The organism is Spirosoma daeguense (assembly GCF_054776875.1).
The window spans coordinates 214,776-230,293 of record NZ_BAAHBF010000009.1 but is presented as its reverse complement, the minus strand read 5'-3'; the positions used below and the strand labels follow the sequence as shown (position 1 = coordinate 230,293).

The 15,518-nt window shown below is 45.5% G+C and carries 12 protein-coding genes; 1 reads left to right on the top strand and 11 read right to left on the bottom strand.

The annotated features are described in order from the left end of the window. The first annotated feature begins 287 nt into the window (after positions 1–287). Positions 288–944, top strand: a complete 657-nt coding sequence (locus ACYVD4_RS26970; RefSeq protein WP_460950976.1) for a class I SAM-dependent methyltransferase — start codon at positions 288–290, stop codon at positions 942–944. 77 nt (positions 945–1,021) lie between these two features. Here ACYVD4_RS26970 and purB read toward each other — a convergent pair whose 3' ends face one another. The 11 genes from purB to ACYVD4_RS26915 all read right to left on the bottom strand — a co-directional run bounded on the left by purB (position 1,022) and on the right by ACYVD4_RS26915 (position 15,446). Continuing rightward, the gene (purB, locus tag ACYVD4_RS26965; RefSeq protein WP_460950975.1) at positions 1,022–2,362 is read right to left on the bottom strand and encodes an adenylosuccinate lyase; all 1,341 of its coding nucleotides are present in this window, start codon (positions 2,360–2,362) and stop codon (positions 1,022–1,024) included. Positions 2,363–2,441: 79 nt separating this feature from the next. Then, positions 2,442–3,827, bottom strand: a complete 1,386-nt coding sequence (locus tag ACYVD4_RS26960; protein WP_460950974.1) for a DUF1207 domain-containing protein — start codon at positions 3,825–3,827, stop codon at positions 2,442–2,444. Between the two features lie 32 nt (positions 3,828–3,859). After that, on the bottom strand, positions 3,860–5,221 hold the full coding sequence (locus ACYVD4_RS26955) for a dipeptidase (protein ID WP_460950973.1): 1,362 nt from the start codon (positions 5,219–5,221) through the stop codon (positions 3,860–3,862). Positions 5,222–5,367: 146 nt separating this feature from the next. Continuing rightward, positions 5,368–6,018, bottom strand: a complete 651-nt coding sequence (gene plsY / locus ACYVD4_RS26950) for a glycerol-3-phosphate 1-O-acyltransferase PlsY (RefSeq protein WP_460950971.1) — start codon at positions 6,016–6,018, stop codon at positions 5,368–5,370. A 165-nt stretch (positions 6,019–6,183) separates the two neighbouring features. Further along, positions 6,184–7,479 (bottom strand): M16 family metallopeptidase, encoded by a 1,296-nt coding sequence (locus ACYVD4_RS26945; protein WP_460950969.1) that lies wholly within the window; start codon positions 7,477–7,479, stop codon positions 6,184–6,186. Positions 7,480–7,580: 101 nt separating this feature from the next. Next, positions 7,581–8,777, bottom strand: a complete 1,197-nt coding sequence (porV, locus tag ACYVD4_RS26940; RefSeq protein WP_460950968.1) for a type IX secretion system outer membrane channel protein PorV — start codon at positions 8,775–8,777, stop codon at positions 7,581–7,583. Between the two features lie 114 nt (positions 8,778–8,891). After that, positions 8,892–12,236 (bottom strand): type IX secretion system sortase PorU, encoded by a 3,345-nt coding sequence (porU, locus tag ACYVD4_RS26935; RefSeq protein ID WP_460950967.1) that lies wholly within the window; start codon positions 12,234–12,236, stop codon positions 8,892–8,894. 106 nt (positions 12,237–12,342) lie between these two features. Continuing rightward, the gene (locus ACYVD4_RS26930; protein ID WP_460950965.1) at positions 12,343–12,984 is read right to left on the bottom strand and encodes a sprT domain-containing protein; all 642 of its coding nucleotides are present in this window, start codon (positions 12,982–12,984) and stop codon (positions 12,343–12,345) included. 89 nt (positions 12,985–13,073) lie between these two features. Beyond that, positions 13,074–13,268 (bottom strand): PG1828 family lipoprotein, encoded by a 195-nt coding sequence (locus ACYVD4_RS26925; protein WP_460950964.1) that lies wholly within the window; start codon positions 13,266–13,268, stop codon positions 13,074–13,076. Positions 13,269–13,408: 140 nt separating this feature from the next. Next, complete coding sequence (locus ACYVD4_RS26920) at positions 13,409–13,912, bottom strand: GtrA family protein (RefSeq protein WP_460950962.1); 504 nt, start codon at positions 13,910–13,912, stop codon at positions 13,409–13,411. A 127-nt stretch (positions 13,913–14,039) separates the two neighbouring features. Then, positions 14,040–15,446 (bottom strand): NADH-quinone oxidoreductase subunit N, encoded by a 1,407-nt coding sequence (locus ACYVD4_RS26915; RefSeq protein WP_460950960.1) that lies wholly within the window; start codon positions 15,444–15,446, stop codon positions 14,040–14,042. Between the last annotated feature and the right edge of the window lie 72 nt (positions 15,447–15,518).

The following is a 15,518-nucleotide window of genomic DNA, read 5'->3' as shown; positions in this document are numbered from 1 at the left end:
TATCCTCTACCTTATGTTGCTACTTGTTTATTTAAATAAACCTAATCTTTTACCTACTAAATAGTGAGTATTCTCTTTTTTTATATTATCAAATTATATGCCACAATTAAGTACAATTGTATGTAAAGTGGATCAAGTATTCCCGAATTATACACATATATATCGTAGAATTGGCGGCCAAACGCTGGTATATTGACAACGGAGTTACGCATAATCATAAACGGGTTTTCTTATCAAGAAACTACTTGTATTATGATGGCTCTTTTTACTCACAAATCGACAATATAATGACTGAAGAAGATTTGAAAGGTTTAGCTAGTCAGCTAGGAAAGCCAACTGGCGAAATGGGAATTACTACCGGCGAACGGATGAATATATCGAACGGAAATATGATTCAACGTACCATCGATACGCTCGCCGTTCAACCCAACGAAAACGTACTGGAAATAGGCCCTGGAAACGGTAACCACATAAAACCGATTGTGGAAATAGCAGGCGTAAAATACACCGGAAGCGATATTTCAGAAACAATGATCCAGGAAGCTCAACGCCTGAATGCTACGTCGGTGGTAGCCGGTAATGCTACGTTTGCAATAGCCGATGGGATTAGCCTCGACTTCGCGGCAGACTCATTCGATGCCATCTTTACGGTTAATACGCTCTATTTCTGGCAACAACCACTATCGTTTGCACAGGAAATCTATAGAGTGCTACGTCCCGGCGGGCGATTCTGTCTGGCATTTGCTCATCAGGATTTTATGATAAATCTGCCCTTCACAAAGTACGGCTTTACGTTATACACATCTGCCAAAGCCGTCGAATTATTACAGGGGGCACAGTTTTTGGTTCAGGACGTAGTGGAAGAAACAGAATTAGTGCCATTCAATAGCACTGGCGACCGCGTTGAACGGGGAATTGTTATTGTTGTAGCAACTAAAGCTTGACCAGCTATAAACATAAGAATCCGAAAGCCAGAGCTTTCGGATTCTTAACGTAACGCGAACAGGATGTCCGCGTTACGTTAGATTCCAGTGTACGTAAACGGCGTAATGGCGTTTAATTCAGCTTTTACGTTATCCGATACGTTCAGTTCGTCGATAAACTGGCGCATGGTCTTTTCTGTAATCTTTTCGTTTGTGCGCGTCAATGCTTTCAGGGCTTCGTAAGGCTTAGGATAACCCTCACGACGGAGAATCGTTTGAATAGCTTCGGCCACAACCGCCCAATTATCTTCCAGATCAGCGTTGAGAACCGCTACGTTCAATTCAAGCTTGTTCAACCCTTTCAATAACGATTTCAGCGCAATAAGCGAGTGCGCAAACGGAACACCCGTACTACGTAGCACGGTCGAATCGGTCAAATCGCGCTGAAGCCGTGAAATGGGCAGCTTGGCCGACAGGTGTTCGAATAGTGCGTTGGCAATACCTAAGTTTCCTTCGGAATTCTCGAAATCGATAGGGTTTACTTTATGCGGCATTGCCGACGAACCAACTTCGCCTTCTTTCAGCTTCTGCTTGAAGTAGTTCATCGATACGTAAGTCCACATATCCCGGTCCAGATCGATCAGAATGGTATTCAATCGTTTGAATGCATCGAACGTAGCAGCCAGCATATCGTAATGTTCGATCTGGGTTGTAAACTGACTACGGACCATACCCAGACTTTCCACGAATTTATCACCGAAACGCTTCCAGTCTTCGTTTGGGTACGCTACTACGTGGGCGTTGAAGTTCCCTGTTGCACCGCCAAATTTTGCAGCCGTCGGAATAGTATCCAGCAGGTGAAGCTGCTTTTCAATACGTTCCACAAACACCATCAACTCCTTACCAAGCCGCGTTGGCGAAGCAGGTTGCCCGTGCGTACGTGCGAGCATCGGTACGTTTTCCCATTGCTGCGCCAGTTCCTGCAAACGCATAAACACTTGCCGATAAACAGGCAAAATTTCGGTATCAAGGGCTTCGCTGAGGAGCAGTGGCGTAGCAGTGTTGTTGATATCCTGCGACGTCAGGCCAAAGTGAATAAACTCCAGAAATGACTCTACCGGCGACCCTTCAAGCTTTTCTTTGATGAAATATTCAACAGCTTTAACATCGTGATTAGTCGTTTTTTCGATTTCCTTGATACGTAGCGCATCAGCTTCTGTGAAGTTCTGGTATAATGTCCGTAAAGCTGCAAATTGCGTGGGTTCGACAGACGCCAGTTGCGGAATAGGCCATTCGCAGAGGGCAATAAAATATTCTATTTCAATACGTACCCGATAATGAATCAGGCCATATTCAGAAAAATACGGAGCCAGAGCCTCGACCTGTGCCCGATAGCGACCGTCGATTGGCGAAATAGCAGTTAGTGCAGAGAAAGTCATGTGTGCTTATATGTATGATATATGACATATGAACTATGAAGTTGCTCTTTTTCATAGTTCATACGTCATACATACTCTATCAAAACGGGTTCAGATACAGACCGAAACCAATCCAGGATGTTTGCTGATTTTCGTACTGACTGTACGGGCGGAAGCCTGAATAACCTTCGAGTAGAAACGTCAGGTTATTTTGCGTTTTGCCTAACTCAATACCAATACCGCCATGAATACCTGGTCGAAAATCGGTCTGTTGCCAGAATTTAACATCGACACCGCCAACGAGCCGCGCAGCTTTGGCAGATGGCTTTTTATAGAAAGCCCCCAGTTGTGCGCTCAGCAGTTTGCGTTCTTCTGATTTACGGAGTACGATACCTGCCCCCCCGTATAGCCGCCAGTTTGTTACGTTCCGGCTGTACGTTACGTCCAGCAATTCATAGTTGACTGAGTTAGGCGTAGGTGCCGTAATCTGATTCCGATAAATGTAATCGTCGCCCAAATGTGAGGAAATATGATAGACCCGGAATCGGTAATTGTTATCGCCCCGACGAACGTTATAAATAATACTGATTTTGTAATCATTATTCATAATTGTTCGCCGAGCCTTGTTGACTCTATAGTCATAATAAGCCTCAAATTGGGTAAACGACGCTAAATCGAGCACCCACTCTTCCGCTCGTCCCGGTTCGGTGGTCCGGCGATAGAAAGGCTTGGCGAAACCAAATGCAAATGGAACAATGCTTCCGGGATATTTTTTCCCTTCGGTCCAGTAGCCGGGTAATACGCTTCCGTATGTCTGAGCTTCCAGCGGGTCGAGCAAGATGGGCTCAAATAAATGGCCTTTCGGCAAAAACTCCTTTCGTGGCTGAATAGAAGCAGGTTCAGACGTAGTGTTTGATGTCACGGCTACCGAATCTGGTTTCGGAACGTTACGTGGTGTGCGCTCCCGCTTCACTTTTTCTGGCTTAACTTTCTCTGGCTTAACCGTTTTGGGTGCTTCCACAGGAGCAGGCTCCGGAGTTGTCGTTGCCGATACGGGCGCTTCGGTTGCCGCCGGAGTTGGTTCTACAGATGTTTCCTTTTTACGCTTTTCCCGTTTCTCTTTACGAGTTGGTTCCGTCACCACTGGAGTTGTGGTTGCAGGGGAGGGATCAATTGGAGTCGGGGCAGTAGTCGTAGCGGGTGCCGGGGCTGGGGTTTGTGGGGCTACGGTAGGTACCGATTTATCGGCTCCCCGTTCTTTTTCCGCTTTTTTAGCCTGCCGCTGCCGTTCTTTCTCGGCTTGTTTAGCTTCGTACTCCCGTTGTTTTTGCAGCCACTCGGCCCGAATTTGTCGTTCGCGCTGAATCTCTTTTTCTATTTTTTCTTTCTGCCGCTGCTCAGCGGGAGTCAATACGCGGGTTTGCTGAGCAGAAGCCGCAATGGTGAGGCAACAGCTTAGCAGAAGAAACAAAAGCGTTTTTTTCATATGGATACAAGCCTGCGCAATAACTTCTGAAACTAGCTTTTCAGGGCTGCGTAATGTTTATAGAAATAGGGAATAGTTTCGATGCCTTTGTAAAAATTAAACAGGCCGTAGCTTTCGTTGGGCGAGTGCAGCGCGTCGCTATCTAGGCCAAAACCCATCAGAATTGATTTAATACCCAACTCTTCCTCAAACAAAGCCGTAATTGGAATACTTCCCCCGCCCCGCGTTGGAATTGGTTTCTTACCCCAGGCCTCTTCAAAAGCTTTGCTGGCAGCTTCAAATTCTATCGAATCTACAGGCGTTACGTAGGGCATACCGCCGTGGTGGGGCGTTACTTTAACCTGTACACCGGCTGGTGCAATAGCGGTAAAATGTTTTGTAAATAGTTCCGTGATTTCGTCAGGCGTTTGGTTCGGCACCAGTCGCATACTGATTTTAGCCGACGCTTTCGAGGGTAACACTGTTTTAGCTCCTTCGCCCGTGTAACCGCCCCAGATACCGTTTACATCCAGGGTTGGCCGGATGGATGTGCATTCGTTGGTTGAGTAACCTGTTTCACCCGCTACGTCGTTTATACCCAGATCACGTTTATATTCGTCCAGATCAAACGGTGCTTTTGCCAGCTCGGCCCGTTCTGCATCGCTTAAATCCGCTACGTTATCGTAAAAACCGGGGATGGTGATACGTCCGTTTTCGTCGTGAAGCGATGCAATCATTTCGCACAGTACGTTAACCGGATTCGCTACGCCACCGCCATAAACGCCCGAATGTAAATCACGGTTAGGACCTGTTACCTGAACCTCTACGTAAGAAAGTCCACGAAGTCCTGTTTCAATAGAAGGCGTTTCGTTCGAAATAATGCTGGTATCTGAAATCAGAATGACATCGGCCTTTAGCAAATCGCGGTGTTCACGGACAAAAACGCCAAGATTATCTGAACCAACTTCTTCCTCACCCTCAATCATCACCTTTACGTTGCAGGGCAATCCATCTGTAGCCACCATAGCTTCAATGGCTTTGATGTGCATATAAAACTGACCTTTATCGTCGCACGCACCCCGTGCATAAATCCGCTCGTTACGTATGGTCGGTTCAAACGGGGGAGAATCCCAAAGTTCGTAAGGATCGGCCGGTTGAACATCGTAATGTCCGTATACTAACACCGTTGGTTTAGCCGCATCAACAATCTTCTCGGCATACACAATCGGATGGCCTTTGGTTTCGAACAGTTGCGCTTCATCTAAACCCGCTGCCGTCAGTTTATCTCTGACAAACTCAGCCGTTCGGCGCACATCGTCCTTAAATTTGGAGTCAGCCGAAACGGACGGAATCCGTAACAGGTCGAGCAGTTCATCTAAAAATCGCTGTTTGTTGGTTTCGAGATAGGTAGTCATCAAAGCAAAATTGTTGATTAATCACCCTTCGTTAACTGGTTTTATAGTCCCTGATAACGGATGACTGTTAAAAATTTTGCCCCGAAGTTACGCACTTTTCGCGCAACGCCGGGGCTTCCTTCTATTGTAGTATATTGTTTCTTAGCCTAAGGCTTTTTACGGAAGCGAATCAGCACGGTGCGATTTTCCTGTCCACGTAGCAGTCGACCGATATTTTTCTGATGTGTTATCACTACCAGCAGGAAGACGGCAAAGCCCAATACAATCAATAATGGATTCTCTTTCTCACCAAAAATTTGCAGCAGTAGTAACACAGGAAAAGCGAGCGCAGCCATAATTGAGCCAAGCGATACGTATTGCGATGCAATAACCACCAGCAGGAAAATACCGATACACACAGCCGCCATTTCTGGATGGGTAGCCAGCATCATACCCAGCAACGAAGCTACGCCTTTTCCGCCTTTGAAATCAGCGAATATGGGGTATAAATGGCCGATTACGGCTACTATGCCAAACACGATTTTAAATGTCAGAATTTCTTTTTCTGTAATTACATCAGCATACCAAAGCAGTGGCGACAGACTAGAAGCCGTATATCCTTTCAGGACATCAACCAGCATGACAATAGTGCCAGCCCGTTTGCCTAATACCCGAAAGGTGTTAGTAGCTCCTGCATTTCCACTACCAAACTTACGAATGTCGATGCCAAAGAAGCCCTGTCCATACCAAACTGCCGTGGGTATCGAGCCTAGCAAATACGCTACTACTGTTACAATACAGATAAGAAAGATATTCATTACTAACTTTTAGTACTCTCTTTAATTAAATACTGACAATGATAAGCAAAACGAATGCCCTTGTTAAAGGTATGTAACCCCAAAATTAAGCGATTGTTACTACACGACCAACCCATATGGTTGGCAAAACCACTTGTTCTGGTACTAATTTGTATAGGTTTTACCTTATTTTCCGCCAACGACTACTTCTTGCAACTGCTCAGTCGATAAATATCGGTTCGCAATTTCCATTATATCATTGGACGTAACAGCCCGTATTTTTTCGATATACGTTGTCAGAAAATCGGCAGGCATACCATCGAGTAAAATAACTTTATAGCGGTCGGCTATCTCGAAAGGTGTATTTAAGGAACCGACAAATTCACCTGCCATATAGTTTTTCACTACGTCCAGTTCGTCGGCAAGTACCGGCTGAGTTTGCAGAATTCGTATCTCTTTGTGAATCTCATCGAGGGTTTGCTGGGTATTTTCCTTGTTCACATCGGTACCAATCAGAAAATAACCTTCGCGACGAAAGGATGGCATATTTGATGAGATACCATACGTAAAGCCCTTTTCTTCCCGGATGTTTTTCATCAGACGAGAGCCAAAATAACCACCAAGTACTTCGTTGGTCACCAGCATCTTGAAGAAATCAGGATGAACACGGGTAAATAATCGTCGCCCTAAGCGAATCGACGATTGAATGCTATCAGCTTTTTCGGATAATACGGGCGAGGCATCATCGGGCAAGGCTAACTCGGAAGCGACTGGAAGCGGTTCGTTATTTATGGGCAACTGCCCTAATTCGCGATTCACAAGCAGAACTTCATTTTCAGATACCTCTCCGGCCATAATAACCCGGAAAGGTCGGTTTTTGATGGCCTGATCGTAGAAACGTACAACTGCTTCACGCGGTAATTGCGCTATTACTTCAGGGCGCTGACTACGCCCATAGGGATGTGTTGGGCCGAATATTTTTTCCCGAAACAGTACGCCCGCCAGATACGCATTCTTTTCGAAGTTGATACGTAAATTCTGTAATGTAATGTTTCGCAGATCTTCCAGTTCTTTCTGTGGAAACGTAGGCTCAGTCAGTAGCTCCCGAATGAGCGGTAATACGTTCGGCAAAAACTTGGTCAGGCAGTAAACCACTAAACTGGCCCGGTCTGGACCGGTATTCAATTCCAGAAAAGCCCCGTAACGGTCGAAGTATTCACTAATCTGAGCCGATGTACGCGACGATGTACCATCGGCCAGCATTTTCATGGCAAAAAAAGCGGTGCTAGGCTGGTCGGGCGTAACGATTTGCTCAACCCACGTACCGGCATCAACTACACACTCCAGCCGAAGTACGGGCTGTTGTTTAACCGAAATCAAATATAATGGCAACCCATTATCTAACGAATGTTGCTGAATAGCGGGAAGCCGCACTTCCTGAATAGCCTGAAATGCGGGTGCTTGTGTTCTATCGAGAGTCATGTAAAAAGCATAAAAGAGCGAAAGAATGAATGAGCGAAAGAGCGAACAAACTAGACTTAACCAGTTCTATTCGCTCTTTCGCTCATTCATTCTTTCGCTCTTTAGTTTGAATCATCCACGGAGTCGTCGTCTCCAATGACGTCGTCCCCTTTATTGAAGTTTATGAGTAATGAGATACGGAACGTATCAGAAAGCGGGTTGCCTTGTTTGATCGGGATCAGGTAGGAGAAATCAACGCCAAAGCGATTTTGCAAACGGAGCCCAATACCCGTTGTTACGTATTTGCGACCACCTTTAGCGTTCGATTCGTTAAAATAACCGACACGGGCAGCAAACTGGTCGTTGTACCAATATTCGATACCAGTCGACAGCGTAACTTCTCTTAATTCTTCGCTGAAACCGCCGGGTGCATCGGCAAACGAGCCAAACACCGAACTGAAGTAGTTTTTGTTGGCATTCACGTTGGTTATTACGCCATTTACTACACGAATATCGGGCGTTGGTACCATTAATTTGTTAGCATCAACAACGAAGTTGAACTTGTTATATTGATCAGCAAACAATGTCAGACTGGTACCGATACGTAAGTTGGTTGGAATAAAATAGCGTTCATTTCCGCCATAGTTAATACGTCCACCCAGATTAGAGATCATACCACCAAACGCCCAACCTACCCCTTTTCCTGTCGAATTATCGCGGAATTCATTCTTATAAAATACACTTATATCAGCAGCAGCCGTACCGCCGGGCTTCAAACCACCAGTAGTTGCTCCTGCTGCCAGATTGGAATTGAGGTATTTTAAATCGACTGCCAGCGAAAAATTTTGCGATAATCGCTGCGCAAACGTAGCCGTAATTGCATATTCGCGGGAATTGAACGTACCGGCTGCAACACCATTTGCGGTCGTAAAATCAACTGTACCCAGATCGAAATACATTAGCGACCCACCTACAACAGAATTCTTACCGAGTTTGGAGTATCCGCTTAGGTAGGTATAATACATATCGCCGATAAGGTTCCGTAACCAGGGCGTGTAGGAAATCGATGCACCTTTGCTTTGTTTAGCAAAAACCAGCTTCGACGGATTCCAGTAAATCGAGTTGGCATCTGCATCGCCAAGCGCAACGCCTGCATCACCCAGTGCACCAGAACGGGCATCGGGCGAGAAATTCAGAAACGGAACCGCAGATGTAGGTACATTCAGGCCACCATTCAGATTGACATTCGACTGGGCTGTTGCGAACAAAGGGAGAATACTACTGATACCGAGAAGAACACGGGAAATATTGTGCTTCATACAAAGAATGTTGGTCAACGACGACAACGGGTTGATGTGCGTGTGGCAATCGTGTGCGCTCAAAATTACGACGAATCGTTGGATTAGAAAAAAAGGGTTTAATAACCCTGCAAATCATTTCATTAGTATTACTCGACCTGCCCCAGTTGCGGTTGTACCGTCGGTTGCCGAATGAATCTGCAATCGAACAATATACAATCCGTTCGGCATTAGTTGGCCACTATGAGTCAACCCATTCCAGGTGCCTAATTCTACCGACGTATCACAATCTGTACATTGACCTGTCTGTTGTTTCAGCAACAAACCGTTCAGATTGTAAACGCTCCACGTCCAATCGAGTGGTTCGCCAGAGCGGTCTAGTTCGGCCGTAAAAACAGCCTGATTAACGATTGGGTTCGGAGTTGCCCGAAAAGCACGTAACGTCAGGCCGGGTCGTTCCGAAACTACTATGGTCAACGCACCCTCACCCGAATTATTGTTAATGTCCCAGGCTTTGGCGCGAATCGTATATCTACCGGCGGGTAGATTGCGAAATGTATACCGAACCTCACCCTCGCGGCCATCTACGCCAGTTGCTACGTACTGATCATTCACAATAATTGGTGACTGATCATTCAACTGAATTGTTAGCTCATGCCCAAGCCCTGATCTAGCAATATTGATGCCCCGATTATCAGCAAGAGCCATTCGGATTGTTACGTCTGGCCCAACTACACGTATTACTTCGCCCTCTGCCACACCCCCAACCGCCGAAAGCGTTACGTTAGGTGGTTCTGCATCAACATTATCGACAAAAACACTACCACCAATTCGCAGACTATCATAGCTGCCTAACGCCTGAAAAGCACTATCGGCCCGAATTGCATAGGTATATATTTTTCCGGGACCTACCGTATAATTAATATCTTTCGGCATCGTAAAACGTACCACAAATCGCCCCTGTTGAACAGCTACCTGTCCCGTAAACAAGGGACTGGCATACTCCTGATACGTCATTTTAGGACTACCCGATTCGACCCCCAATGTAGTACGTGTTGTTGGTTTATCATAAACCGTTAACCGTAACGTACCTGTAAAATCTTCTAAACGGCTACTTAGTTGCTGAATTTCGCCCGATAATTCAACTGTTTGAAGCGCCTTTAACGTATCAATACGTTGTGAACCTACCAGATTTCGGCCATTTATTTGTGTTAATTTAATGTTTGCCTGCGGATAAGCTAATTGCATTGATGGATCGCCTAAAAGAGCAAAGTTCCGATTCAATGACCCAACCAGACTATTATTTTTTGTCAGTCGCATCACATCGCCCAAACGTGGTAATTGGCCATTGACCGGCTTAAACACCGAACGATAAAAGGCTTCGTTCAATAGCAGATTCGTATTTGCATAAACAGGACGGGTGGTTGTTAGCAGGGCAATAGCTCCGCCCGTTCGGCTCAATAATGTAAGTTCGGCTCCTGAGTTTATGTTGGGGTCGTCATATCTCCCAAATTGGCACGTAGCGGTTACCATCAACGGAAGTCGTCGGTTTTTCCAGGATAAAATATCCGTAAGGGTAACAACCTGTTCGTCGGCTAATGCCAGTACACCCCCATGTCCGCTATAGTTGATGATCAACCGCCCGTCGGTCATAGCCTGATTAATGAGTTGATTAACAACCGGCGCTTTTTGTCCATTGGCCGTATTTTCCTGCGGGAAAGCATCCATAAAAATACGTTCGGCCCGATAAGCTGGCGACTGCGTTTCAATAATATTGGCCATCGAATTTGCATCCTGCTGGTGAATATTTCCGTCGCCATCGTCGGCAACAAGCATCACACGAGTCTGCCAATCGCCCGCAATTGATTTATCCGAACTATACCGAATGAGTTTGTCGACTACCGTTTGCGCTTCAGAAACCGATTTAACGGGCAACCTCCCCACTCCTATCGTCAGTCGGTAATCACCCGCCGTTGTCTCCAGCCATTCGCCTTCATTGGCACCCATGAATCCATAGTAATCATCCGACGAATAGCTTGTAACCGGATGCAACGATTCCCGACTTTCGTAAACAGGCACCATATTAGCTTGCTGAGCCGCATTGCTCATGCCCATAATATTTCGGTAGTCATACGTAGCATCGCCAAACAGCAGCAGGTAGCGTAATTTATCAGGCTGTTTCTGGTAGAAATAACGTACCATATCCCGTATGGCCGTTAAATCAGATTGTCCGGAACCGAATTCATTGTAAAGCTGCTGAGTTGTAACAACCAGTACCGATAACTGGTCATGTTCGCGCCGGAACGTAGCAAGTCGTTCTGCCTGTTCGCGCCATGCAGTCGGGGTTACAATCAATAAATTCGGTGTCGATTCTGCGTGAATATTCTGATTGCCGATAGATACCAGCGAAACCGGCGAAAGCAGTTGCGAATCTGTAAATAGGAAGTAGTCGGCCATACGCGTCGATTGCCAGCTCGCTTCCTGCGTGTTCGACAACGTATAAGTCTGCGCAATAGGCGTGAGTGGATTTGTTACGTCCCAAATTCGTAAACCTGTCGATGCCTGCCGTACCGTACAGGAACCTGCGCCAAGCCGACGTACCCAGGTCGATGTATCATATTGGCGTAGCTCGCGACGCATCTGAACGCCAACAAAATCCAGATATCCCTGCGCCGACAATTGACCGTTTTTCTGAAAAGTGACAGCAACACGTAGCGGGTTGGTAGCTGAAGGTCTGGCCAGCAACGTATCGATTGTGCGCATTACGCCCTGATAATCATACTCATAATTTGAGATAGTCGACATCGTTACTGCCCCGATTGCTACGTCGTTCAGGTTAAACCGATACCTTGTTGCAACCTGCGCCCCCGCCATAACCGACGAGACAACCCGAATAGGGGCATTAGCAACCAGTCCCGGCGTATTGAACGTAATGGTTTTGGTGGTATCGACAGCCAAATATTCGCCTAGCCATTCGCGACCGGAGCGTACCGATGGTGTCTTCGAGATATCCTGCTCATGAAACTGGTAATCGTCGAAAGCCGTATTAACTGCCGTACCTGATAGTTGGCCAGTGGCCCGTTCGCCGATACGTAGTCCCGACGACATACCAATCGTTAGAAAATAGAACGTAGTATCGGTATAGACATTGGTTTGGTGAGCAAATCGGCGCGCTACGGAGTCGTATCGAATAACGTGTGGACTTTGACCAAAAAACACAACCACATCACTGGCATCGAATCGGCCATCGGTTTCACCTGTAACCTGAATAGCATTTTCTATTAAATCATTAGCACGAGCGGTAGAATTCGATTGCGGCAACATGGCCCCGCCATTTCCATAAAGGCGAATTTTTCGCGGATCGGCGTTAGCAAAGGCAGGATTCAACCGTACCAATTGCGCCTGATCAAGTTTGTAAACGCCCGATGTAGTAACACCAATTTTAATCCAGACGCCCTCTTTCAGTACCGATTGAGCCAAAACCGGCGAGTACGTAGTGGAGAATACTAAGCAATTGAGAATGAATAGTACTAAACAACTGGTCCAATTACGTTGGAGAAAACCATTAGTCATTATCCATTGATCATTATCCATTGACGTCTACCAATGCGTGTGCCAGAATTGTGTACGATTTTCCTGACGATACCTCTTTACAAACGACGCGAGTCCGACGTAGCGTACCACGCACATACGTCTTTTTTGCAAACAGAAATGAATTTCCCTCCGGCAAGTCTTTCAGTAAAATTTGATTTGCCAAGATTGTGCCATTTTTCGCTTCGTCTATTCTCCTGAGCGCCAGTACCAGATCAGGATGAGCTGAAGTGGTTGCTGCCGGGTTAACCATATATTGAGTCAATGGCTTCAGAATTTCGACCGGAAATACGTGCTCAGTTAACAGTGGTTGGATCAGTTGCTGAAAGGCTATTTTCCATTTCTTTCCATGTGGCGCTTCCCTTCTTACACGAACTTGTTTACTACGCCATTGATCGCAATAATACTGATGTACGGCCGCATGAGCCACTTCATGCACATACGTAATCAGAAAAGCATAGGGATTCAGGTTCGCATTAACTGTGATTTGCGTCTGCCCATGCGGCATAACTCTAAAATCGCCAAAGCGAGTTCGACGCGGTTTCACCACGCGAAACGTAAATTTATACTGCTGCCATAACCGCCGACTGTAGTCTGCTGCCGATGCAGGTATATAGTTTGAAAATACGTCTGTCAATCTAAAAAGGAAAACGTTTGCTACGTAGTAAAACGCAAAAAGCCCTATAAAAATAGGGCTTTTTGCGAAATCTTAACGATTTAAAGCTATTACTTAGCGCTATCAGCAGCTGTCGTAGCGGCCGAATCAACTACAGTTGTAGCAGAATCAGTTGCCATCGTGGTAGTGTCGGTCGACATTACAGCTGTCGTGTCAGCAGAAGTTTCTTCTGTTTTAGGTTTGCTTTGGCAAGCAGCGAACGTCAGCATGCTACCAACGAACAATAAGGCGAATACCTTTTTCATTTGTAAAATTTGCTATTTTAGGTTTTTGACACAAATATAGTTTCTAAAATAGAAATACAATAGTAGGTATCAATAATTGACCTAAAAGAGCTATAAAGCTTCAAAAAATACAATTAGTAATTGGATTTATCTCAGACAATCTACAGTTGCTTTTCTTCCTGTTTCGAGGAACGAGACCGAATTTTGTCATAAAACCCTGTGCTGCGGAATGTAAGTAGTTTATGGCCGAAGTAGTTAGCCATAAAGCTGGCGCCCATACCCACTACGTGCGAGCCGGTTTCGCGCCAGATTTTCAATGCAGCAGAAGGAAACAAAGGAGTAGCCACCCACTCTAGGGTATATTTTGATACGTATACCTGTATGATCAGGGCCGCCAGTGCGATGGCAAGAAATTTAATGGCTTCACGAGCTGTATTTCCTGTATCGCCAGCCGAAAAAGCGTATTTCTTTGTAGGAATAAAGGTTAATACCGTTGCTGTTAGATAACCACAGAGAACGCTGGTTTCGTAATCTATAGTAAAATAGTGTCGATAAACAATGCGGCTAACAAAATTGATGGAAGCCCCCAGCAACGCCGTTAGAAAATACGAAAAGAAATCTTTCAGTTCTTTATGTTTTGGTTGCTGTATACTGCTCACATTCACGGAATTACGAAACTAAATTAAGGCTATCTGGCCAGTATATTTCTAAAATAACTCGTCAAAAATACAAAATTGGTGCCAAAGGCCAGTGTTTTACGTAATCAGAATGATGAACAATACATTAAAATTATTAAAAAACACCCTCTAATAAGCCGGGAGCAATACCTAAACCGATGGTTAATATGGTAGCCGCCAACAGTACGTACCGATAGAACGGAGCTACCTGAATAGGCTCAGTTGCACCATCGCGGAAGTACATCGCTATAATTACCCGGAAGTAATAATAAATACCAACCGTCGACATCAATACAGCTACAATTAGCAACCAGATCTGACCACGTTCAACAGCTGTTGAGAACATATAGAATTTACCCCAGAAGCCTGCAGTCAATGGAATACCCGCCAGCGATAGCATAGAAACGGTCATGGCAAATCCCAGTAACGGATTCTGACGCGCTAAACCATTGAACGAATCAAAATTCTCACTAGCGACACCTTCACTCGTAATGGTTTGCGTGCTACGTTGCTGAGATACGACCAGCAATACGCCAAAAGCAGCAATCGTTGCAACAGAATAAGCAAGTGAATACAACACAATGGCCTGTTTGGTCTGAGCACCGAGTGCAGCTAAACCAATCAGTAAATAGCCCGCGTGTGAAATGCTTGAGTAAGCCATCATACGTTTAAAGCTATTCTGATACACAGCCGTGATATTACCGGCTACCAATGTAAGAGCGGTAATGATCGCCAGCAATGTCCACCAGAACGAATAGATTCCATTAAACGAAACCGACAGCAGATGAAACAGCGCAGCAAATCCAGCCGTTTTAACAACTGTCGACATGAAAGCGGTAAAGATGGTAGGTGCACCATCATATACATCAGGAGTCCAGAAATGAAATGGGGCAGCCGATACTTTAAAGAGCAAGCCAATAAGCAGCATTAAAAAACCTACGTAGAGCAGGAGCGAAAGCCCCATTTGTGGGTTAGCCGCATAGCCGCCAATACCGGCAATGGTAAACGAACCGGTTGCACCATATAAAAGCGCCATCCCAAACAGCATGATACCTGTGGCAAATGCACCCATTAAAAAGTACTTCAGCGCGGCTTCATTCGAACGCAGGTTTCGCTTATCGCTACCCGTTAATACGTACATGGCTACCGACAGAATTTCTACACCAACAAATAGCATAATCAAATTCTCGAAGCTTACCATCATAATGGCACCAACCAGCGAAAACAGCATCAAGCCATAATATTCGGCCGGTTGAGATTCTTCGTTTTCGGAAAAACTACCCGACAGCGCCACCACCATGAATGCCGAACCGAGGATGATGGCCGTAAAAACCATCGACAGATTATCGGTTTTCATCATGCCGTTGAAATACATGTAGCTTTTATTCCAGTCTAGGAAATTAACTACCAATGTCAGCAACAGGCAGAGGAGTGTAGCCGGTAACAGAACCGCTTTTGATTTCAGAAAGCCTAGAAACAAGAGGCCAATACCAAAAACCGATAATAGAATGATTGGTAACATAGTTTAAGTTAGTAGTTGTCGGCCAATAGCGAATATAAATACGTAATTAACACCATCACTTTTGACGAACAG